Here is a 19,247-nt window from a genome sequence, read left to right as displayed (position 1 = left end):
AGACTGACCTAAATCATTTTGTACAAGGCTTGTTGGATGTACTTTAGAGGCACAATAAATATATAACCCTTAAAAACAAAATACTATGACACTTGTAAAATTTAAAAGAAGACCATTTAGAAATCTTATGACCCAAGATTTTTTTGATATGGACGATTTTTTTGATAATCGTGCTTGGGTAAGGGACATGCTACCTGATAGTTTCTGGAATGGGAAAAGGTCGGAGCCAGCCTTAAACATTAAGGAAACCGGCGACCATTTTGAGATAGAGCTTGCCGCTCCAGGTTTTCAAAAAAAGGACTTTGAGGTAACCATTGAGGATGGATGCTTAAATATTGCTGCCGAGAAGTCGCAATCCAAGGAGGAAAAGGAGGACAAATTTACGCGTAGGGAATTTAGCTATAATTCCTTTGAACGGTCCTTGCAGCTACCTGAGAATGTAAAACAGGAAGAAATTAAGGCCGCCTACAAGGATGGTATCCTTAGCTTTAATCTTGCCAAGAAAGAGGAAGCTAAAAAGGCACCTCCTAAAAAAGTACAAATCGGATAATTATTGGTTGGTTATTTGTTAGTAGCAATGCCTTCCCGTCAAAACCCAATATAAGTCCATATGGGTGGTCCAGACGGGAGGGCTTTTGCATTTTAAAACCACCAAAGGTCTACCCTGATAAAAGTCTCTAGGACGAATGTGAATCTTATTGGGGATACGCCAGTATACTTACCCTTGCAGAATTCTTTATTGCACGATTATGGGTATTAAAAGAATTTACAGAAAGTGTTTATTCCTGTGGTTTCTTAATTACAGCAGGATCCATTGAAAAACCGTTCATAGCTTCCAATTCTGCCGCAGATAATAATTCGGAGGCCAGGGGACTATTGTCCAGTGCTTTTATGGTGGCATTATAGCCCAAATCAAAAATGATGTCCAAATTTTTCAGGGTAAACATGCTATACTGATCCATTTTCTCCGGACGGATCAATAGATCACAGTCTATAAATTTTTTGGTCGTTTCATTGGCTACCATTACATGATATGCCCTTTCCAAAACCTTGTTTACATGATTCAGTTCTTTGATGCTTACATGATTGAACGGATTTACATAAACTCCCACAATCCGATCACAGTATTTTTTTATTAGGTCTACCGGAAAATTGTTCAAGGTGCCACCATCTACGTAATAACCTTTGTCGATTTGTACTGGCGCAAATAGTCCGGGAACAGCTGCTGATGCCAAAACTGGTTTTATAAGTTCGCCCTGATTAAAGACATTTAGCGTACCATCAAGCAAATTGGTAGCTGTTACATAAAGTTGCTTTTCCAAAGATTCGAAGGTGTCATGGGGTATGTAGGCCTTAAATTGATCATGGAATTTTTCCGTGTCCAGGAAACCAGGTTTTCCCATGGCATACTTATTAAAACTAAAAATCTCTGTAGTCTTAAAAAAATCCAACATTTGCTCCCAAGTACAGCCAGAAGCGTACAAGGCACCAACTATGGCTCCTGCACTAGTGCCTGCAATATGTGAAGGGTAAATACCGTATTCCTCCAACGCCTTTATGGCCCCAATATGGGCAACACCCCGTATACCGCCACCAGAAAGGACCAACCCTGTTGTCATAAACCTTTTATTTAGAATTTGAATCAAAATTATTCCATCTAAAGAAATACGCATATGACCATTGTCAGGTTTTTACAATCTAGGTAGGGGTTATGACCGATATCATTTCTTTCGGATGTAGTGCACAATACATTTGTGTAACTGAGTGCCATATTACCGGAACATAGGCTTCAATTGGCAGTAGATATGTAACGAAACAACTTAGCAGCACTTCCTTTTGGTTTCGTCAGGACCAATTAGTAAAGAACAGCAAAAGTACAATGAATGAACAATTAACAAATAGCGATCTCTTTCAATCCATTTTTGAATCTTCCTTAGCTGGATTATTTGTGGTGGATCAACATGGATCTATTCTCATTGCCAACATGTCTGCCCAAAAGATGTTCGGATATGTTGAAGGGGAGTTGGTACAGCGGGATATCCAATTGATTATTCCTGATTGGAAGCTAAATGCTGTTGGTGCAGAGATGAATAAGGTTGTCGTGGGCCCCAATCAGTTCTATGGCCGGGACAGGAATGGCGTAAAATTTCCAATCGATATCAGGATCGTCCCAACTGTAGTAAAATCTCAGAACCTAAAAGTTATTTATTGTAAACCGGCCGATATTTCAGTATTTGAAAGTGATAGAAAGTTTAGAACGTTGATTTCCAATGTGTCCGGAATTGTATATCGCTCTAAAACTGATAGACCTTGGAACATTGAATTTATCAGTGAAGCCTGCTTAAACATAACTGGATATTCTCCGGCACAATTTTATGATAGCCCGGATATAAGTTGGGATACCTTAATTCATCCTGAAGATTTGTCCAGGATTTTGCTTGAGGTGGAGAAGGGAATGGCGGATAAGAAACAGTATCAACTCACTTATAGGATCACTACTGCAAACAAGCAAATAAAATGGATATGGGAACAGGTTTCCTGCGTAATGGACGAGCAGGGAAATGTCTGCGGTTTGGAAGGTTTTATGCAGGATATAACAAAGGGGAAGGAAATAGAAATGGCCCTGGACAAGGAGAAAAAATTGCTCCGTCAATATATGGATTCTTCTCCTACAATGTTTCTAGTGATCAGTAAGGACCATACCGTTGAACTTGTCAATAAAAGGACCTGTGAAATTTTGGGATTGGAACAAGATGCTATTTTGAATAAAAATTGGCTTGGAAATTTTATACCGGCCAGGGATAAAAAGCGAATAACAGAACTCTTTGAAGACATTTTCCAGGAGAAGTTGGAAGTGCCCAATATTTACGAAAACCATATAGTTGCCAAAGGTGGGGAAGAGCGACTGATTCAATGGAGCAATGCTACTTTGAGGAATGGAAATAATGAAATTATTGGGGTGGTAAGCTCGGGCTTGGATATTACCGAAACCACATTCTTACAGGACACCTTGAATATTAGAAATAGGGCCTTGGAAGCTGTCGGGAACGGTATCATTATTGTGGATGCCAAACTTCCTGATCAGCCTATAATTTATTGCAACAAGTCTTTTACAGATATTACCGGATATGGGACCGGGGAAGTGACGGGCAAAAACTGTAGATTTTTACAGAACGACGATCGTGATCAGCTTGGAATTGCCCAATTGGCCCGAGCCGTGAAGGAGGGAATGCCTTGTAGGGTGTTGGTAAGAAATTATAGAAAGGATGGCGCCCTCTTTTGGAACGATCTGTTCATTACCCCTCTATATGATAAAAACGAAAAATTAACCCATTTTATAGGGGTTCTGAACGATGTAACAGAAATTCAGGATGCCAAGAAAAAATTGGAGGAATATGCCCTTCATTTAGAGAATACCGTGGAAGAACGTACTAGGGAGGTTCAATCCACTGTGCGAAAATTGGTTTCTACCAGTTTAAGCCTGGAAGATCAGTTGGTAGAGACACAAAGAGCGGAAAGGAAGGCTAAGCTGAGTAGGGCATTGTTTACCGCGATAGCGCACAATTTCCCCAATGGGGTAATTATGGTCTTTAATTCCGATTATGAACTGGTTTATGTGGAAGGGGAGGAAATGGACCGGATCAATATTAATAAGTCAGAATTTGAAGGAATACCCATTGATCATATCCCGGTTTTTTCAAAATGGCAGATCAATAAAATTAAATCCGATATTCGAAAAACATTAAGGGGGAGCAATATTTCATTTGAAGTGGATTTTCAAAATCAGTGTTATGCGGTAAATTCTACACCGCTCTATTCCGATGAAAAGGAAATAAAGTGGGCCTTGTTCGTTTACAACAATGTTACCGAGCAGAAAGAGGTTCAGCATAAATTGGAAAAGACACTCAAGGTGGAAAAGGAACTAAATGAGCTGAAATCCCGTTTTATTTCGATGGCCTCCCATGAATTCCGAACCCCACTAAGTGCCATTCTATCTTCTGCAATCCTAATAGGAAAACAAAATGAACCTGGTAAGGAAGATAGGAGGATGAAGCACGTTTCCAGAATTAGAAATAATGTAAAGGATCTAGTTGTTATTCTTAATGATTTTCTGTCCTTGAGCAAATTGGAAGAGGGCAAAGTGCAGGTAAAACCCAAGTCTTTTGAGTTAATACAGTTTGTTAAAATGTTGGTCGATGAATTGGAGCCGAACAAAAAAGAAGGCCAGGACATTGTATTAAAGCATTCCCAACCTTCAATATCGGTTTATCTGGATCCGAAACTATTGAATCATATCCTTATAAATCTTCTCTCCAATGCCATAAAATATTCGGAGGAGCAAAAGGAGATCATCATTGAAATTAAGGTTAATGGTAAAGACTTATCCATAAATATTAAGGACAAAGGCATTGGGATACCCAAAGAGGAGCAAAAAAATCTTTTTAACCGCTTTTTTCGTGCAGAGAACGCCACCAATATTCAGGGCACAGGTCTTGGACTTCATATTGTGAAACAGTATACGGAGCTTTTAAGCGGTGGTGTTAGCTTTAACAGTGAATTAGGAGTGGGTAGCACATTCAGTTTAATGCTTCCGGTAAATATATACGAAAATGAAAAAAATTCTATTAATTGAGGATAACAAGGATGTAAGGGAAAATACAGCGGACATATTGGAATTGGCCAATTACGATGTAGCTACTGCCGAGAATGGAAAAATAGGGGTAGAACTTGCAGAAAAATTTAAGCCAGACGTAATCATATGTGATATCATGATGCCAGAACTGGACGGCTATGGAGTCTTGGAACTGTTGGGTAAAAATAGTGCCACCTCCAGCATACCCTTTATATTTCTAACGGCAAAAACCGATAGGGCAGAGGTGAGGTTGGGAATGAATTTGGGGGCGGACGATTATCTGACGAAACCTTTTGAGGAAAAGGAATTACTCGAAGCCATATCCTCCCGTTTACGAAAGAGCGACTTTCTAAAAAAAGAGATTGCCAAAAACTTGGAAGGCCTCAATAAATTTCTGGACGAGGCTTCCCAATACCACGATTTGAAAAGTCTACCCAAGGATTATCCCCTAAAAACCTATCATAAAAGGGATATTATTTTTTGGGAAGGCGATAACGCAAAATCCTTGTATTTTATAGAAAAGGGTAGTGTAAAGACCTACAAGAGTACGGAATCCGGAAAGGAATTTGTAACCGGAATATATGGTCCGGGAGATTTTGTTGGACAAATATCTTTATTGAATTCCGATAAAGTTTATGTTGAAAATGCCACTGTGTTGGAGGATGCCGAAATGTGCGCCATACCTAGGAAGGATTTTACCAAATTAATCTATGGCAACTCTGCCGTTTCACAGAAATTCATAGGAATGATATCCAATAATTTAATGCACCTACAGGAGCAATTGGTGGATATGGCTTTTGCCTCGGTAAGGCAAAGGGCGGCAAAGGCCCTTTTGGAACTTTATGATAAACATGTTATACAGGACAAACCCATGGGCGGAATAGGAATTCCAAGGGAGGATTTTGCCGGTATGATCGGTACCGCTACTGAAACAGCTATTCGAACCCTATCCGATTTTAAGGACGAAGGCCTTATTGCCACCGACCAAGGAAGAAGGATCATTATTTTAAATGAAAAGGGACTCAGGGAGGTAGCAGATTTTTAAGGTGGACATGGGCAAAAGCTTGACGCGCTTTGTGGCTACCTTCTATTAAAAATGGACTTTAATTTTCTTATGGCATAGATCAACAGCATTTGCTGAAGGCTACCCTTAAGGCTCCCCGCCAATTGCAGAGGTCTTAGATTTGCCTTTGCCTGATTGATATTGAGTTTAAGACTTTCAATTTCAATTTTGCGCTGTAGCTTTAAGACCATTAGTCTTTCATCAATTTCTTTAAAAGAGTTGTATTGTTTCCCCATGGTCTTAATCAAAATAATGTTTGGAAAATGTACGCAGTAATGGCCTATTGAGCCTATTCCTTAGAAAATAACAAATGATGGCTATTAGTACATAGCCCATACCTATAAGCAAATAACCAAGGTAGGCACTTTCCAGTGCTTCATTTAGGGCATTGGATGCGGCCCAAGATATCAAAACCAAGGCAAGTAGGGCCAAGGCCCCAATTAAAAGGGTTTGGGCAAATACGGTTACAAGCTCCATAAGTACCTTAAATATTTTCAGCTTGGCATATTCCTCGCTATTTTCTAGATAAGACCTTACATCGGCTTCTGCCTCTGTAAGGTCTCTCTTAAGTTCTTCCAAGGCCATATTACCTTATTTTTGAAATTGGGCGTTTTTCTTTTTTAAGTCTTCCAATTTGCGCTCCAAGGTAGCAATAATGTCATCTGCCTTGTAGCTCATAGTGGAGATAGCTTCATCCAACTTACGGTCAAAGGCATCTTTTTTCTCATTGGCAGTTTTGGTAAGTTCTTCCTTGGCATGGGAGATTCTTTCAGATAAGTCGTGCGTGGTCTCCCCCACCTTTTGCTTTATTTTGTGCCTAGTCTCTGTGCCCTTATCCGGCGCATACAAGATTCCAATTCCTGCACCTATGGCAGCACCTGTCAATAAAGCTAAAAGAATATTTCCGTCGTTGTTTGTCATGATTACTGATTTTTTTGATTATTACATATTTTAAAATGATACTCAAAAATAAGTCTATTAAAATGCTTTGGAAATGATATAAATCATATCATTTACAGGCATTAGTTCTTAAATTAGGGTTGGACGAATATACCAACCTAGCCATTTCATCATTCTTTATCAAATGAATACTAGGGTAAATAAAGCTGTGTATAATTTTATTTTGAGGGATTATGAGCATCTAAAGATGTTGCGTAAGGCCATTGAAATTATTCTTGAGGAAGATATGGAAAGGCCGCAAATATCTGTCCTGGGAAAACTTGGAAACAACCTTGTTGCCAATGACAAAAAGGATTTACTTCAAGAATCGGACTGGAATGCTTATTGGAACAAGGTTTTAAGAGAAAAGGTAAATTTTGGCGTATTTCCCCATACAGAGTTTGGGACTCTCTTTATTGCAGGTGCCTTGGCCTCCCAATTTTTATTTGATATATCGGGGAGACCACTGGGATCTATGTCGGCCGGACCGTATGGAATTTTAAGGGGATTGGGCATAACGGAGGATAAGGTTAATTCTTATCTCAAAGCATTAAAAAAAGGACACTTAATTCTTTTGGTGCGCCACACTTTGCCGCAAATTCAGCTGATAGAAGAAAAGTTGGACAAATTAAGTTAAGCACTAGTGAACGTCTAGGATTACTATCAAAATTTATTTCTCTGGATCGATTCGGGATAGATGATTAAAATCATTTTTTTAGAAGAAGGAAGTTGGCATTTTTGAAGTACAACTATTTAAAATATAATTATATAAAGTATGAAAGAGTCAGTCAATATATTTCAAAGTCAAAGGGAATTTCATGTGTTTGTAGCCAATTCCTTTTCTGATTTACGACGGTTAAAAAAGGAAGGAGATCTTAAGGCATTCAATCAGTTATTGTTAAAGGCCATGCCCGAAGTAAGGCGATATGTGCAAAAGAATCTCAACCGTGCCGTGGTAAAGGGTAAGATTGATAGGAACAGGTATAAGGCGGATGATATTATTGATCAGCTTTTTATAGAGGTATATGACCATTTGGATGAGATAAATAATAAAAATGAGCTGCATCCATGGATGTTCAAGAAAGTGGATGAATTGCTGGAGACGATCTTTGTGGATGAAGAGTTTGATGCCTTGTTCCTTGAAAATATAGATACCTACTCCAAACCTGAATGGGATAGCATGCAGGAAAAATTTACTACGGATGGAGATGGGGATTTAATCATGAACGAAGAATTGGACGATATTTCCTATGCCAAGGACGACTATGTGCTTAACCATATTTTTGTTGGCGATGACGATCAAAAAGTGATACTCCAATTGGATAAGGAATTGGGAGCGGAGAACATTAGAAAACACTCGGAAATGGTCTTATATCATATGCCCGAGCAAATGCGAAGGGTATTTGAACTATTTACGGAACATCAATTCGATATTACGGAAATTGCCAAAATACACAATAGTACCGTTCAGGAAATAGAATCGCTTTTGAAGACTGCAAGAAAAAGTCTAAGGGCCAGCTTCATCAAAAGATATTTGGACTAATAACAAGGAATTTTAATTTATAGAACTATGAGCACTGGACCAAAGTCAAAAAAAGAAATATTGTTGGGTGAAGGGCTTGATGCGTTACATAAGGAAAGTAGGGAATGGTTGAACATCATTGCCTTTTGGAAGGACGAAGCCAGGTTCTTTACGGATTTGCTGGATAAGGAACAGGTAAAAGCTTCTGAATACGGACAGATGCTACAATATCTGGATAAGATTCACGAAACCTTATTTGATTATTTGGCCGAAGATATTGTAGCCCATGAAAGTCTATTGTCCCGTTTAATAAAGGGAGAGAAGGGACTATCCGATCAGGATTACAGGGAAAAACATGCAAATATCAGGGACCAAATGGATTTGTTTACCAAAGACTTTATGGAATTTAAAAAAATGGTTTTTGGGTATGCCAAGAAATTATGACCGTTAGCTTGCCCAATATCACTATCTAATCTGTTAGGAATAAAATTTATGGAAATCTCTATTTATAACACGGATAATAAGACTGTAGATAGTATAGCCCATTTTATGGATTTCTACTACAGTCTTCGATTAAAGCATCTAGCCAGCGATTTGTTGGATCAAGGATTATCACCAAAACAAATTACCGAGGCTGTCATCAAGGCCATGACGGTTGGCAAATCTGCCGGTCTGGATATAGACCAACATTTTAGGCCGGTTTTTACTGGAATCCAAAAACAGGTTGTAAGCGACTGTAAGCTATCGCATTTGGCATATGGATTGGTACTTATGAACGCGGATGCCGAACTTAGGGTGGTTGGGGATTTTCAAATTAGTGTCCTACAGGAATATATAGGGCACTACGGGTCTTTCTAGAATTCTATTTCCAAGGAGATAGGGCAGTGGTCGGAACCAAAATAATCCGATAGGATATCTACAGACTTTATGCGATCTACCAGAGACTTGCTTACCAAGAAATAATCTATTCTCCAGCCCGTGTTTCTTTCCCTGGACTTGAAACGATAGCTCCAATAGGTATATGCTATGGTATCTGGATGAAAATGCCTGAACGAATCCACAAAACCGGCTTCAATAAAATTGTCCATGCCATCAATTTCAATTTGGGTGTATCCTGCAGTTTTGTTATAGTTGCTTTTATCGTTCTTAAGGTCTATTGCCCTATGTGCTACGTTAAAATCCCCACAAGCAATTACAGGTTTTGTCTTTTCAAGGTTTTTCAGGTACTTTAAAAAATCGGTATCCCATTGTTTACGGTAGTCCAGACGATCCAATTGCTGTCCGGAATTGGGCACGTAGACATTTACCAAGTAAAAATCATTATACTCAGCACACTGTATTCTACCTTCGCTATCGTGTTCCGATACCTGCATATCTTTGGTTACGGCAATAGGATCTATTTTGCTGATAAGTGCAGTACCAGAATATCCTTTCTTATCGGCCGAATTGTAATGCATGGTATAATGTTCCATTGCCGACAAGGTCTCCTCAACCTCATGGTCCTGAGCCTTGGTCTCTTGAAGACATAGAATATCAGGTTCCATTTTATTTATGGATTCGAAAAAATCTTTTTTTGCAACGGCCCTAATGCCGTTGACATTCCATGAAATTATTCTCATTGTTTGGATATTATTTTGGACAATGCTATGAAAAATACAATTCGGAATAAAGATAATGATTCCGAACTGTTTTTATAAAACGATCACTTATAGTTTTGCCCAAACTGTTATCAACTATTCATAGAAATGGAATAAGATTTAATCTTCCTTATTCCTATAAATTGAGATTAGAATAACCAGTCCAATAATGGCGGAAAGACTAAAACCTATTGCGCCCAATACGGGTATTCCGCTAATCTTTGGAGGCATATCGGCCATTACTAAAAGGGCAGAGCCAATGGAGAGGGCTGCAATAATAACCGCATAGACCAAACGGTTAAAGGCAGTTTTTAGAGACTTTCTAAACTCGTTCAAGCCTTTGTGCTCATGCACAATGACCAATTTTCCATCTTTGATCTTATCTACTATTTCATTAATGTCTGTCGGCAATTTATCCAGCAGCGCATTGTAATCTTGAAATCTATTTAGGTTCTTTTGAAAAAGTCGTTTTAGGCCAAACCTTTTACGGGTTATCTTGGCCATGTATGGTTCTAGATTATCCGTTATGTTGAATTCTGGATCCAATTTTAGTCCTACACCCTCAATTATTACCAAAGCGCGTATTAGAATATACAAGTAATGCGGTATGGTAATCTTATTTTCATAAAGCACATTTTTAAATTGTTTCAAGGTGGTCCCCAACTTAATGTTACGGATGGAGGTATTGCTTATGCCTTCAATCAATTCGTACAAATCGTACTCCAACTTTTTTTCATCGGGAATCTCGGTTTTTAAGGCTATTTTTTTTAGGACGGAGATGATTTTCCTTACGTCCTTTTTTAAAAAAGAAAGCAGCAGTTCTATGAGTGCCTCCTTGTCATTGGGCATAATGGTGCCCATCATGCCAAAATCTATGAAGCAGATTTTTTGGATCTCGGGTAACACAAATAGATTTCCTGGATGTGGGTCCGCGTGAAAAAAGCCGTGTTCCAAAACCTGTTCCAAATATAGATCTACCCCAACTTTGGCTACGGCGCTGGAATCAATATTGCTTTCCTTTAATTTATTCAGCTCGGAAACCTTGATTCCGTCTATCCACTCCATACATATGATATGGTCGTTGCTAAGCTCGCGATATAGATGGGGGACATAGATAGCCTCGTTGTCCTTGAAATTCTTGGCGAAATGTTCCATATTGTCCATTTCCCTATGAAAACTAAGTTCTTCGTTAATGCTTTTTTCAAAGGATTCCACCAATTTTACAGGTTGAAAGGCTTTTACCTGTGAACTATATTTTTCCATTGCTTCCGCAACTTCTTTCATAATGGAAATGTCAGACGCAATGACTTCGGCTATATTGGGGCGCTGTATTTTTAATACCACCCAATCCCCATTGGAGAGCTGTGCCTTATGAACTTGGGCCAAAGAGGCTGCCGCCATAGGTTTGGGGTCTATGGAAAGGAAATGTTGGGAACAGTCAATATCCAGTTCTTGCAACAAAACTTTTTCTACGTCAAAATTCTGTAGGGAAGGGGCATGGTCCTGTAGTTTTTCTAGTTCTTTAACCAGGTCTGGGGGCAACATATCGTCACGGTTGCTCATAATTTGCCCCATCTTTACATAGGAAGGGCCCAATTCTTCTAGCACCATACGGATGCGCTCAAAAGTGGATTCTGATAATTTCTTTGCCTTATCAGGGTGTTTTAAAAGGTAATTTTTAGGGATAAATTTTCTTGCCTTGCTACTGGCCATTACATCCTCAAACCCATATTTGGTAAGTACTACAAATAGGGCGTTGTATCTTTTAAGATTTTGTTTTTGTGGAAATTTTATACCAAACATATGATTTATAGGTGCTTGGTCAAAAAACGGAAGAATTCCCTTTTAAGAGCTGTATAGATCTCTTCCTGTATTTCCATTTTTTTTCGGAACTCCATATGTTTTTTCACCATCATGGTATCCATGGCATCATGTGACAACAAATCTTGATCGGCCATTCGGGATTCATGGATTTCCATTTCTTCCAATAAATCCTCGATTACTCCACCATGTAGAATAAATTCGTTCTGAAAGTGGTCCAATTGCTTTAATACCTCTTTTTTGGTCCACCTAGTAACCAGTTCACTAAGCCTGTTATTAAAAATGATGAGTTCATCCTGCCAAAAGAAGAGTTCCCGCCTCCAAATTTCGTGTTCAAAATGCAGATTTGAGTTATATATGATTTGTTTTTCCATGATAATTTGCTTTAAGTACTATAATACTTGGCGTACTACAAAATTATTTAAAGGTATTGGTCCCTGAAATGACATATATCATTTGAATAGGAATACATATCCATTTACTTTGATTTATCAAGTAAAAAAATTGGAAAAAGCGGAAAGTTGTCTGAATCGTTGGGAATGAAGTGCAAAAGGATGCTTTTCACAGATTGATGTTTACATATAAAAAAGTATTCCTTAACAATGGCATTGAAAGTGCCTTGTGGGGTTTTTAAAAGTTCTATAACTTAAATTTATAATCATGAAGAAAAATATGGGTAATTTGGACAGAACCTTGCGTTTTGTGATAGCGGCGGCATTGATCGCTCTTTATTATAACGGTACTATTTCCGGGGTGTTGGGTATTGTATTGGTGGTTTTGGCCATTATCTTTTTCCTTACCAGCTTTATGGGCTTTTGTCCGTTGTACCTCCCTTTTGGAATAAAAACATGTAAGGCAAAAAAGGAGTAACCCTGGTTTATGACAAACGGTAATTTGGTCTGGTTATACCAGTCATTGGTCATCATGGAAAATTTGATTTCTCCCAACGTTGACTAAAAATCTATACCATAATTATTGGTTCTAGGATAGACCGAAGGCCTGTTTCGCAATTTCCAGTTCTTCATTGGTAGGTACTACCAAGATTTTAACTTTGGCCTCGGTACTGCAAATTTCCCTTATGTTGGAAGATTTTGATTCATTTTTGGCAGGGTCCAGTGTTATGCCCAGATAATCCATATCCGTGCATACAAGGCTCCTAAGGGTACTGGAATTTTCTCCGATGCCGGCTGTAAAGACTACGGCATCTAAGCCGTTCATGGCTGCTGTATAGGCGCCTATATATTTTTTTATGCGGTAGGCATTCATCTCCAAGGCCAAGATACATTCTTTGTTTCCAGTTTTGGCTTTGGCTTCAATGTCCCTTAAATCCCTATGGCCTGTGAGCCCTAGCATACCACTTTTTTTGGAGAGTAAAGCATTGACTTCCTCCAGACCATAGCCCAAATTATTTACCAAATAAAAGATAAGGGAGTGATCTATGTCCCCACTTCTAGAGCCCATGATAAGTCCGTTGGCAGGGGTAAACCCCATGGAATGATCAACACTTTTTCCATCCCTTACGGCAGTGATACTGCACCCATGGCCCAGATGTATGGTAATTATTTTGGAAGATTTTATTTTCAATAAGGAAATTGCCTTCTCGGACACGTATTTGTGACTGGTACCATGAAAACCGAAGGCTTGGATTCGGTGATCTGTATACAACTCATTTGGCAAGGCATATTTCTTGGCCTTCACGGGCATGCTCTGGTGGAAAGCGGTATCAAAAACGGCAATTTGTTTGGCAGTGGGAAAAGCTGCCTCTGCCAACAAGATGCCTTCCAAATTATGGGGGTTGTGTAAAGGAGCCAAGATAGAAAGTTCCTTTATCTTATCTTTAACCTCTTGTGTAATCACGGTAGTATCGGAAAAGGTGTTTCCACCATGTACTACCCTATGGGCTACGATCGAAATATCATTGACATTTGCTATAACACCTTGGTCAGGATCCATCAGGAGTGTGGCCATTTTCTTGAATCCGGCACTATGGTTTGGAATCAGCATCACCTCTTCGGTATCCACTGAGTTGGTTTTATATTTCACTGTGGCATTTTCTGAGCCGATGCGTTCTATCAATCCCTTTCCGATTATAAGCTCCGAAGGCATTTGAATCAATTGATATTTAATGGAAGAACTACCTGCGTTTATGATCAGTATGTTCATAGCTTTTGTTTTATTGGATTAAAATTATAGGCCTTGTGCCTGTATGGCGGTGATGACTACAGTGTTATAGATATCCTCCACCGTACAGCCACGGCTAAGGTCGTTAACAGGTTTGTTCAGACCTTGTAACATGGGGCCAATGGCTAGGGCACCCGTTTCCCTTTGAACGGCCTTATAAGTATTGTTTCCAGTATTTAGATCTGGAAAAATGAATACACTGGCCTGTCCCGCCACTTCCGAATCCGGCAATTTGCTCTTGCCTACATTTATGTCTACAGCAGCATCGTACTGAATGGGGCCTTCTACTTTTAAACCGGGTCGTTTTCTTTTTATAATTTCTGTGGCTTTACGCACTCTATCCACGTCTTCGCCCACTCCCGAAGCCCCTGATGAATAGGATAACATGGCAATTTTTGGTTCAATGCCGAACGCTTGGCTGGTGGCCGCGGAAGAAATGGCAATTTCCGCCAATTGTTCAGCGGTGGGATTTGGATTGATAGCGCAGTCCCCAAATATGGTGACACGGTTGGGGAGGCACATAAAGAACACGGAGGACACAATGGAGACCTCCGGTTTGGTCTTGATAAATTGTAATGCCGGTCTTATGGTATGTTGTGTGGTATGTGCCGCTCCTGAAACCATTCCGTCGGCATGGCCTTTATAGACCATCATGGTTCCAAAGTAGGAAACATCTTCCATAAGATCTTTCGCCATGGCAAGATTAACATTTTTTTCTTTTCTCAGTTCGTATAGCGTGGTGGCATAATCCATGAAATTGGGGGATGATGTGGGATCTATAATATCGAAGCCACTGGAATCCAAATCGATATCCAATTCTGATATTTTTGCCATTATTTGCTCCTTGTCCCCCAACAATGTAATAGTAACGGCATTGGTGTCCAGAAGTTTTTTAGTAGCCTTTAGAATGCGTTCATCGTTTCCTTCCGGGAGTACTATATGCTTCTTGGCCGATTTTGCCCGTTTAAGAAGATTGTATTGGAACATTCTAGGGGTAATTCCCTCAGCATTAAAGGTAATAAGTCGCTCGGCCAATTCATTTGTGGGGACATATTTTTCAAATTCCTGTATAGAGGTAGTTATTTTTTCCTTGTTCTCGGGATAGATCCTGGGTTTAATAGTTCCAATGCGGTTGGTTACCGAAAAGGTGCCATCCGCAACCGAGATGATAGGTATAATATCGGAAAGGCCCTCAATAAGTTTAATAATGGAATCCTCTGGTAATAGACCGCCTGTTAGGACAATACCAGATAGATTGGGGTAATTACTGGAGATATTGGCCTGTAAAGCCCCTAAAATAATATCGGCCCTATCTCCAGGGGTGATTACCAAGCTATCCTTTTTTAAATGGGTTATGTAATTGCGGAGCTGCATGGCGCCCACGCTAAATTCACCGGCCTGATTGTTTATGAAATCTTCTCCGAACAAAACCTTGGCCGATAGGGCCTGTGCAATTTCCTTTACGGTCGGATTTCCCAAAACAGGATTCACGGGGATTGCAGCTATTAATACTTTTTTTGGCAGTTTTGTCTTGAGACCCGATACTGCCTGTTCCAAATTCCCTGGTTGTACTTTATTGGCAACGGTCAGTAGAACTTCAACGCCCTTTTCCCTAAAGGAGTCATAGGCCATGTATATATTTCCGACCAATTCTTGAAGGGATTTGCCCATTCCGTTGGCTATAATAATGGCCGGAATCCCCAAATTTTTGGCAATAAGTACATTAATGTCCCACTCTATAATGGCGCCCTCCCCAGAAAAATCCGTTCCTTCCACTACTACAATGTCGAACCTATCTTCAATGGCCTTGTACTTGTTGATGATATTGCCTATAATTTCATCATCCTTGTCCATATTTTTAAGTTGTACCACTTGGCTACGGGTATAGGCATAGGAATCCTCAAATGTTTGGTCTACTTCAAAATGTTTTAGTACAGTATCTATGTGGTCATCGATCTTGCCCTTTTCAAAGTCGTCGATAATGGGGCGGAAATAACCCACCTTGGCGGTCTTTCCCAACAATAACTGCATCATGCCCAAGGATACGATAGATTTTCCGCTATTGGGTTCTGTAGTGGCAAGGTATATGGCTTTACTCATGAATTATTAATATTCTTTGAATTTATATAAAAACGATTCTTTTTCCAGTTGCGAAGTTCGGGCTTAGAAAGATTACCATATATGATAGAAGTCATTTATGGATACAACATTAGGTTCTAATTTTAACCAATCAACTTTATTCCATTAACAATTTAACTTCTTAAAATAGCAAGTATCTTAGGAATTACTCCAATCGGATCTGTTGGTTGCTTGCAAGTTTTGCTGATAAATTACAATACATTATAAAATGAAAACATTGCTTTATGCCACGGATTATTCTAAAAACTCGGTATCTGCCTTGCAGTTGGCCTATAATTTGAGTCAGACCCTGGGAACTCGACTGGTTATTACCCATACGTTTAATTTCCCTACCGTATTGGGTGTGGAGGGACAGGACGACCGGCCTATCCTTGAAGGAAATCCGTTTAAAATTCACCGTGCCCAGCTGGAAAAATTCTGCACGGAACACCTTGGAAATAAGTGGGATGATCCCAAAATACAATTGGAGCCTGTACAGAACAGTTCGGTAATCAAAGGAATTATATCGAAGGCGGAAGAATATCATGCCCAACTAATTGTGGTGGGGACCAAAGGAGCAAGTGGTCTTGAGGAAATTATTTTGGGGAGTACCACCAAGAAACTTATAGAAAAAGCACCTTGTCCCGTAATTGCAATTCCCAATGATGTATTGCCTAGAAATATGGATACCATGGTCTATGCCACCGATTTTGAGGAGGAGGATATACATGCCATCCAAAAACTTACGGAAATTGCCAAGCCATTAAAAGCCAAAATCAAGGTAGTGCATATTTCAACGACCGAGGAATATGCGGGAGATTTATTAATGGAGTGGTTTAAAGACATGCTAGAGTCCAAGGTAGATTATCCAGATATCGAGTTCGAACTATTGTTTTCCGAAGATGTATTTGATACCCTTAGAATCTATCTTGGGGTAGTAAATGCAGATATGGTAGTGATGCTGGAAAGGGAAAAGAAAGGATTTCTAAAAAAATGGTTCCATAGGGATCTGGTAAAAAAAATGGAGGATTATGGCGAAATAATTTTGATGAGCTTTAATGAACACAACCATAAAACCCTGTTTTTCTAGGGATATCCCTTGTTGGTTTATGGCTGTAGGGCAAGGAATTTTAGATTGATGCTATAGAAGTATGAATTACTTGTATTTTGATAACCGAAAAGCATCATATCTTAATCCCCTTGCAGTGCCATTGCTCCATAATAAGCGGCTCCAAGAAGTGCCGTTTTTTCATTGAGGATTACTTTTACAGGTACCATTTCCAAGAGGGCGTTTAACCGCCCGGATTGCACAAAGTTGTTGTAAAAAACGTCGCTTTTAATACCTGTTATGATTTTTGGTAAGATACCCCCGCCTATAAAAATTCCCCCAGTAGCCTTGAATTTTAGGGCAAGCTGAGCCGCTTCTATAGCCAAGAACCGGATAAACATATCCAAGGTTTCAACACAAACCGAATCTTTTCCTTCCATTGCTGTCCCTGTAATTATCGCAGAAGGATTGCCTTTGGACATTTGATCACTTAGCCATTGTGGCTCCTTTATACCGCTTATTTGCCTCAAGAACACATATAGATCCAAGATTCCAGGGCCTGATAACAACCTTTCCCAACTGACGTGTTCGTATTTTTTTTGGAAGTGTTCCAGAATTTTTATGTCCAATTCATTGCGCGGACTAAAATCGCAATGGCCGCCTTCACAGGCGAAAGGGTGGTAGTGTGATCCGTCCCAGAACATTCCTGCTTCCCCAAGTCCTGTACCCGGAGATATAAGTGCGGCGTTGCCCGGTATTTTTGATCCATGTTTAAGCGTTTCGAAGTCTTTTTCTTGTAATGCGGCAAGTCCGTAGGCATTGGCCTCCATATCATTGATCAATGAAACGGAACGAATATGAAGTTCCCTACCAATTTCTTCACTGTCTATTGCCCAAGGAAAATTAGTACCAAATACCTTGCCTTGGGTAACAGGTCCGGCAACACCCACACACGTTCCATCTATTCTGGGCATGTCCTTTGTATGAAATGTAGATACCAACTCCAAAAAGGATTTATATTTTTTAGTGGGATATGATTTTTCCTTCAAAGGAACCAGATTCCCATCCTGGATTTGAAAAAGGGCCAAATTTGTTTTGGTACCTCCAATATCGGCGGCCAAAATAACACCCTTATCCCGGGTTATACGGGTATTCATAAAAGCTAAGGGAATCTCTCCTTCATGGATGGCGGGTAATGAGAATTTTTGAATATTGTCCATAAATTCTATCTTTTATAACATGCTTATGTTCTATTTCTGTGGTTTATTCTGGATCAAATTAAGTAATCTGGAGTTTACTTTCAAGCGTTTGTTTGTGCTTGGATCCATTTGTACAAATTCTCGGCGTCATCCTTGTTGCACAATTGGGTGCCCTCATGCATGGTAGCCGCAGTACCGCAGGCTACACCGTATTTTACCATTTCGCTATAGGTTTTGCCTTTAAGCAAACTAACGACCATACCAGCCACCATGCTATCACCCGCCCCAATGGTGCTTTTTTGGAGCACGGTAGGCGCCGGTATATGTTCTATGAGATCCTTGGTCGCTAATAGGGCTCCTTTCGGACCTAAGGATACCACTAGTATCTCACAATCATGTTCTTCCAAGAACTTTTTGGCAAGGGGTTCCAATTCCATTGCTGAAATTGATGTAACCCCACATAGAGTGCTCAATTCCCCTAGGTTGGGCTTTAGCATAAATACTTTGGATTTGGTAGCTTTGATCAGAGCCTCCCCAGAAGTGTCCAAAATAAAGCGCACCTTTTTACTTTTGGCTATTTCGGCCACCAGAACATAGAAATCATCGGGCATTCCCGGAGGTAATTTACCGCTGGCCACCAAGTAATCTCCTTCTTCCAGATTCTTTTCCAATTCTATAAGTAGGGTTTCCCACTCTTCCTTGGCAACCTGTGGTCCTGGTACTCCAAAGCGGTATTGTAAGTTGGTTGTGGTATCGGTAACCGCAAGATTATCCCTTGTCCATCCTTTAATGGGCACTACCAATTGATTAATACCTGCCTTGTCCAATATTTGATGTAAATGTTCTCCGGTAGGTCCGCCTGCCAAATACATACACAGTGATTCCTTCCCCAATTTTTTAAGGGCGCGTGATACATTGATACCGCCACCTCCCGCATCGTAAGTTGGTGAGGTACAGCGTAGTTTGGTATTGGGGCTGATACCTGCTACCGAGACACTTTTATCTATTACAGGATTTAAGGTAAGTGTTACTATTTTCTTGCGCATCTTAGTCTAAGTTTATAATTGCTTTCCGTTCTTTAAATTT

20 protein-coding genes are annotated in these 19,247 nt (G+C 39.8%); 9 read left to right on the top strand and 11 right to left on the bottom strand.

The window, feature by feature from the left end:
• Positions 1-85: 85 nt before the first annotated feature.
• A complete protein-coding gene (locus BUA60_RS11290) occupies positions 86-550 on the top strand; it encodes an Hsp20/alpha crystallin family protein (protein WP_072861885.1) in 465 nt (154 codons plus the stop codon).
• Positions 551-779: 229 nt separating this feature from the next.
• On the opposite strand, the gene BUA60_RS11285 is transcribed toward BUA60_RS11290, so the two are convergent.
• On the bottom strand, positions 780-1,619 hold the full coding sequence (locus tag BUA60_RS11285) for a patatin-like phospholipase family protein (protein WP_072862068.1): 840 nt from the start codon (positions 1,617-1,619) through the stop codon (positions 780-782).
• Positions 1,620-1,879: 260 nt separating this feature from the next.
• On the opposite strand from BUA60_RS11285, the gene BUA60_RS11280 reads away from it, so the two are divergent.
• Both BUA60_RS11280 and BUA60_RS11275 read left to right on the top strand, forming a co-directional pair.
• Complete coding sequence (locus BUA60_RS11280; RefSeq protein WP_072861884.1) at positions 1,880-4,633, top strand: PAS domain S-box protein; 2,754 nt, start codon at positions 1,880-1,882, stop codon at positions 4,631-4,633.
• Entirely contained in the window at positions 4,611-5,678 is a 1,068-nt protein-coding gene (locus tag BUA60_RS11275; RefSeq protein WP_072861883.1) for a response regulator, read from the top strand. Before BUA60_RS11280 ends, BUA60_RS11275 begins: the two co-directional genes overlap by 23 nt.
• 35 nt (positions 5,679-5,713) lie before the next feature.
• On the opposite strand, the gene BUA60_RS11270 is transcribed toward BUA60_RS11275, so the two are convergent.
• From BUA60_RS11270 to BUA60_RS11260, 3 genes are read right to left on the bottom strand one after another with little or no spacing between them, the layout of a single operon-like run.
• Positions 5,714-5,932 carry a DUF6327 family protein gene (locus BUA60_RS11270; protein ID WP_072861882.1) on the bottom strand — a complete coding sequence of 73 codons (219 nt, stop codon included), beginning with the start codon at positions 5,930-5,932 and terminating at the stop codon, positions 5,714-5,716.
• Between the two features lie 4 nt (positions 5,933-5,936).
• Entirely contained in the window at positions 5,937-6,281 is a 345-nt protein-coding gene (locus tag BUA60_RS11265; RefSeq protein WP_072861881.1) for a hypothetical protein, read from the bottom strand.
• Between the two features lie 6 nt (positions 6,282-6,287).
• Positions 6,288-6,617: a YtxH domain-containing protein gene (locus BUA60_RS11260; RefSeq protein WP_072861880.1), complete on the bottom strand. Its 330-nt coding sequence runs from the start codon at positions 6,615-6,617 to the stop codon at positions 6,288-6,290.
• A 163-nt stretch (positions 6,618-6,780) separates the two neighbouring features.
• Between BUA60_RS11260 and BUA60_RS11255 the strand changes: the two genes are divergently transcribed.
• The 4 genes from BUA60_RS11255 (at position 6,781) to BUA60_RS11240 (ending at position 9,015) form a co-directional block, all read left to right on the top strand.
• On the top strand, positions 6,781-7,272 hold the full coding sequence (locus tag BUA60_RS11255) for a hypothetical protein (protein ID WP_072861879.1): 492 nt from the start codon (positions 6,781-6,783) through the stop codon (positions 7,270-7,272).
• 138 nt (positions 7,273-7,410) lie between these two features.
• The gene (locus tag BUA60_RS11250) at positions 7,411-8,178 is read left to right on the top strand and encodes an RNA polymerase sigma factor (RefSeq protein WP_072861878.1); all 768 of its coding nucleotides are present in this window, start codon (positions 7,411-7,413) and stop codon (positions 8,176-8,178) included.
• Between the two features lie 27 nt (positions 8,179-8,205).
• Positions 8,206-8,601 carry a hypothetical protein gene (locus BUA60_RS11245; protein WP_072861877.1) on the top strand — a complete coding sequence of 132 codons (396 nt, stop codon included), beginning with the start codon at positions 8,206-8,208 and terminating at the stop codon, positions 8,599-8,601.
• A gap of 48 nt (positions 8,602-8,649) precedes the next feature.
• Entirely contained in the window at positions 8,650-9,015 is a 366-nt protein-coding gene (locus BUA60_RS11240; RefSeq protein WP_072861876.1) for a hypothetical protein, read from the top strand.
• On the opposite strand, the gene BUA60_RS11235 is transcribed toward BUA60_RS11240, so the two are convergent.
• The 3 genes from BUA60_RS11235 to BUA60_RS11225 form a co-directional block, all read right to left on the bottom strand.
• On the bottom strand, positions 9,012-9,776 hold the full coding sequence (locus BUA60_RS11235) for an exodeoxyribonuclease III (protein WP_072861875.1): 765 nt from the start codon (positions 9,774-9,776) through the stop codon (positions 9,012-9,014). The genes BUA60_RS11240 and BUA60_RS11235 overlap by 4 nt on opposite strands.
• Before the next feature lie 138 nt (positions 9,777-9,914).
• Positions 9,915-11,597, bottom strand: a complete 1,683-nt coding sequence (locus tag BUA60_RS11230; RefSeq protein ID WP_072861874.1) for an ABC1 kinase family protein — start codon at positions 11,595-11,597, stop codon at positions 9,915-9,917.
• A 5-nt stretch (positions 11,598-11,602) separates the two neighbouring features.
• The gene (locus BUA60_RS11225) at positions 11,603-11,989 is read right to left on the bottom strand and encodes a hypothetical protein (RefSeq protein ID WP_072861873.1); all 387 of its coding nucleotides are present in this window, start codon (positions 11,987-11,989) and stop codon (positions 11,603-11,605) included.
• Between the two features lie 286 nt (positions 11,990-12,275).
• On the opposite strand from BUA60_RS11225, the gene BUA60_RS11220 reads away from it, so the two are divergent.
• Positions 12,276-12,485: a YgaP family membrane protein gene (locus BUA60_RS11220; RefSeq protein WP_031443584.1), complete on the top strand. Its 210-nt coding sequence runs from the start codon at positions 12,276-12,278 to the stop codon at positions 12,483-12,485.
• Positions 12,486-12,596: 111 nt separating this feature from the next.
• Here the strand turns inward: BUA60_RS11220 and BUA60_RS11215 are convergent, their stop codons facing one another.
• Positions 12,597-13,778 (bottom strand): acetate/propionate family kinase, encoded by a 1,182-nt coding sequence (locus BUA60_RS11215; RefSeq protein ID WP_072861872.1) that lies wholly within the window; start codon positions 13,776-13,778, stop codon positions 12,597-12,599.
• Between the two features lie 24 nt (positions 13,779-13,802).
• Complete coding sequence (pta, locus tag BUA60_RS11210; RefSeq protein ID WP_072861871.1) at positions 13,803-15,896, bottom strand: phosphate acetyltransferase; 2,094 nt, start codon at positions 15,894-15,896, stop codon at positions 13,803-13,805.
• Between the two features lie 247 nt (positions 15,897-16,143).
• Between pta and BUA60_RS11205 the strand changes: the two genes are divergently transcribed.
• On the top strand, positions 16,144-17,004 hold the full coding sequence (locus BUA60_RS11205; RefSeq protein WP_072861870.1) for a universal stress protein: 861 nt from the start codon (positions 16,144-16,146) through the stop codon (positions 17,002-17,004).
• Positions 17,005-17,105: 101 nt separating this feature from the next.
• On the opposite strand, the gene glk is transcribed toward BUA60_RS11205, so the two are convergent.
• A complete protein-coding gene (gene glk / locus BUA60_RS11200) occupies positions 17,106-18,182 on the bottom strand; it encodes a glucokinase (RefSeq protein WP_084532568.1) in 1,077 nt (358 codons plus the stop codon).
• An 80-nt stretch (positions 18,183-18,262) separates the two neighbouring features.
• Positions 18,263-19,207, bottom strand: a complete 945-nt coding sequence (locus tag BUA60_RS11195) for a 1-phosphofructokinase family hexose kinase (RefSeq protein ID WP_072861869.1) — start codon at positions 19,205-19,207, stop codon at positions 18,263-18,265.
• Positions 19,208-19,247: the final 40 nt, after the last annotated feature.

The sequence above is a fragment of the Arenibacter palladensis genome (assembly GCF_900129275.1).
Taxonomy (GTDB): domain Bacteria; phylum Bacteroidota; class Bacteroidia; order Flavobacteriales; family Flavobacteriaceae; genus Arenibacter; species Arenibacter palladensis.
This window is presented reverse-complemented; position numbering and strand designations above follow the sequence as displayed.

Bases quoted from the DNA above. Each gene is read 5' to 3' on its own strand.
- BUA60_RS11270 (WP_072861882.1), bottom strand. From the start codon at position 5,932: ATGGGGAAACAATACAACTCTTTTAAAGAAATTGATGAAAGACTAATG.
- BUA60_RS11220 (WP_031443584.1), top strand. From the start codon at position 12,276: ATGAAGAAAAATATGGGTAATTTGGACAGAACCTTGCGTTTTGTGATA.
- BUA60_RS11255 (WP_072861879.1), top strand. From the start codon at position 6,781: ATGAATACTAGGGTAAATAAAGCTGTGTATAATTTTATTTTGAGGGAT.
- BUA60_RS11250 (WP_072861878.1), top strand. From the start codon at position 7,411: ATGAAAGAGTCAGTCAATATATTTCAAAGTCAAAGGGAATTTCATGTG.
- BUA60_RS11285 (WP_072862068.1), bottom strand. From the start codon at position 1,619: ATGACAACAGGGTTGGTCCTTTCTGGTGGCGGTATACGGGGTGTTGCC.
- BUA60_RS11215 (WP_072861872.1), bottom strand. From the start codon at position 13,778: ATGAACATACTGATCATAAACGCAGGTAGTTCTTCCATTAAATATCAA.
- BUA60_RS11280 (WP_072861884.1), top strand. From the start codon at position 1,880: ATGAATGAACAATTAACAAATAGCGATCTCTTTCAATCCATTTTTGAA.
- BUA60_RS11205 (WP_072861870.1), top strand. From the start codon at position 16,144: ATGAAAACATTGCTTTATGCCACGGATTATTCTAAAAACTCGGTATCT.
- BUA60_RS11275 (WP_072861883.1), top strand. From the start codon at position 4,611: ATGAAAAAAATTCTATTAATTGAGGATAACAAGGATGTAAGGGAAAAT.
- BUA60_RS11265 (WP_072861881.1), bottom strand. From the start codon at position 6,281: ATGGCCTTGGAAGAACTTAAGAGAGACCTTACAGAGGCAGAAGCCGAT.
- glk (WP_084532568.1), bottom strand. From the start codon at position 18,182: ATGGACAATATTCAAAAATTCTCATTACCCGCCATCCATGAAGGAGAG.
- BUA60_RS11225 (WP_072861873.1), bottom strand. From the start codon at position 11,989: ATGGAAAAACAAATCATATATAACTCAAATCTGCATTTTGAACACGAA.
- BUA60_RS11245 (WP_072861877.1), top strand. From the start codon at position 8,206: ATGAGCACTGGACCAAAGTCAAAAAAAGAAATATTGTTGGGTGAAGGG.
- BUA60_RS11230 (WP_072861874.1), bottom strand. From the start codon at position 11,597: ATGTTTGGTATAAAATTTCCACAAAAACAAAATCTTAAAAGATACAAC.
- BUA60_RS11195 (WP_072861869.1), bottom strand. From the start codon at position 19,207: ATGCGCAAGAAAATAGTAACACTTACCTTAAATCCTGTAATAGATAAA.
- BUA60_RS11235 (WP_072861875.1), bottom strand. From the start codon at position 9,776: ATGAGAATAATTTCATGGAATGTCAACGGCATTAGGGCCGTTGCAAAA.
- pta (WP_072861871.1), bottom strand. From the start codon at position 15,896: ATGAGTAAAGCCATATACCTTGCCACTACAGAACCCAATAGCGGAAAA.
- BUA60_RS11260 (WP_072861880.1), bottom strand. From the start codon at position 6,617: ATGACAAACAACGACGGAAATATTCTTTTAGCTTTATTGACAGGTGCT.
- BUA60_RS11290 (WP_072861885.1), top strand. From the start codon at position 86: ATGACACTTGTAAAATTTAAAAGAAGACCATTTAGAAATCTTATGACC.
- BUA60_RS11240 (WP_072861876.1), top strand. From the start codon at position 8,650: ATGGAAATCTCTATTTATAACACGGATAATAAGACTGTAGATAGTATA.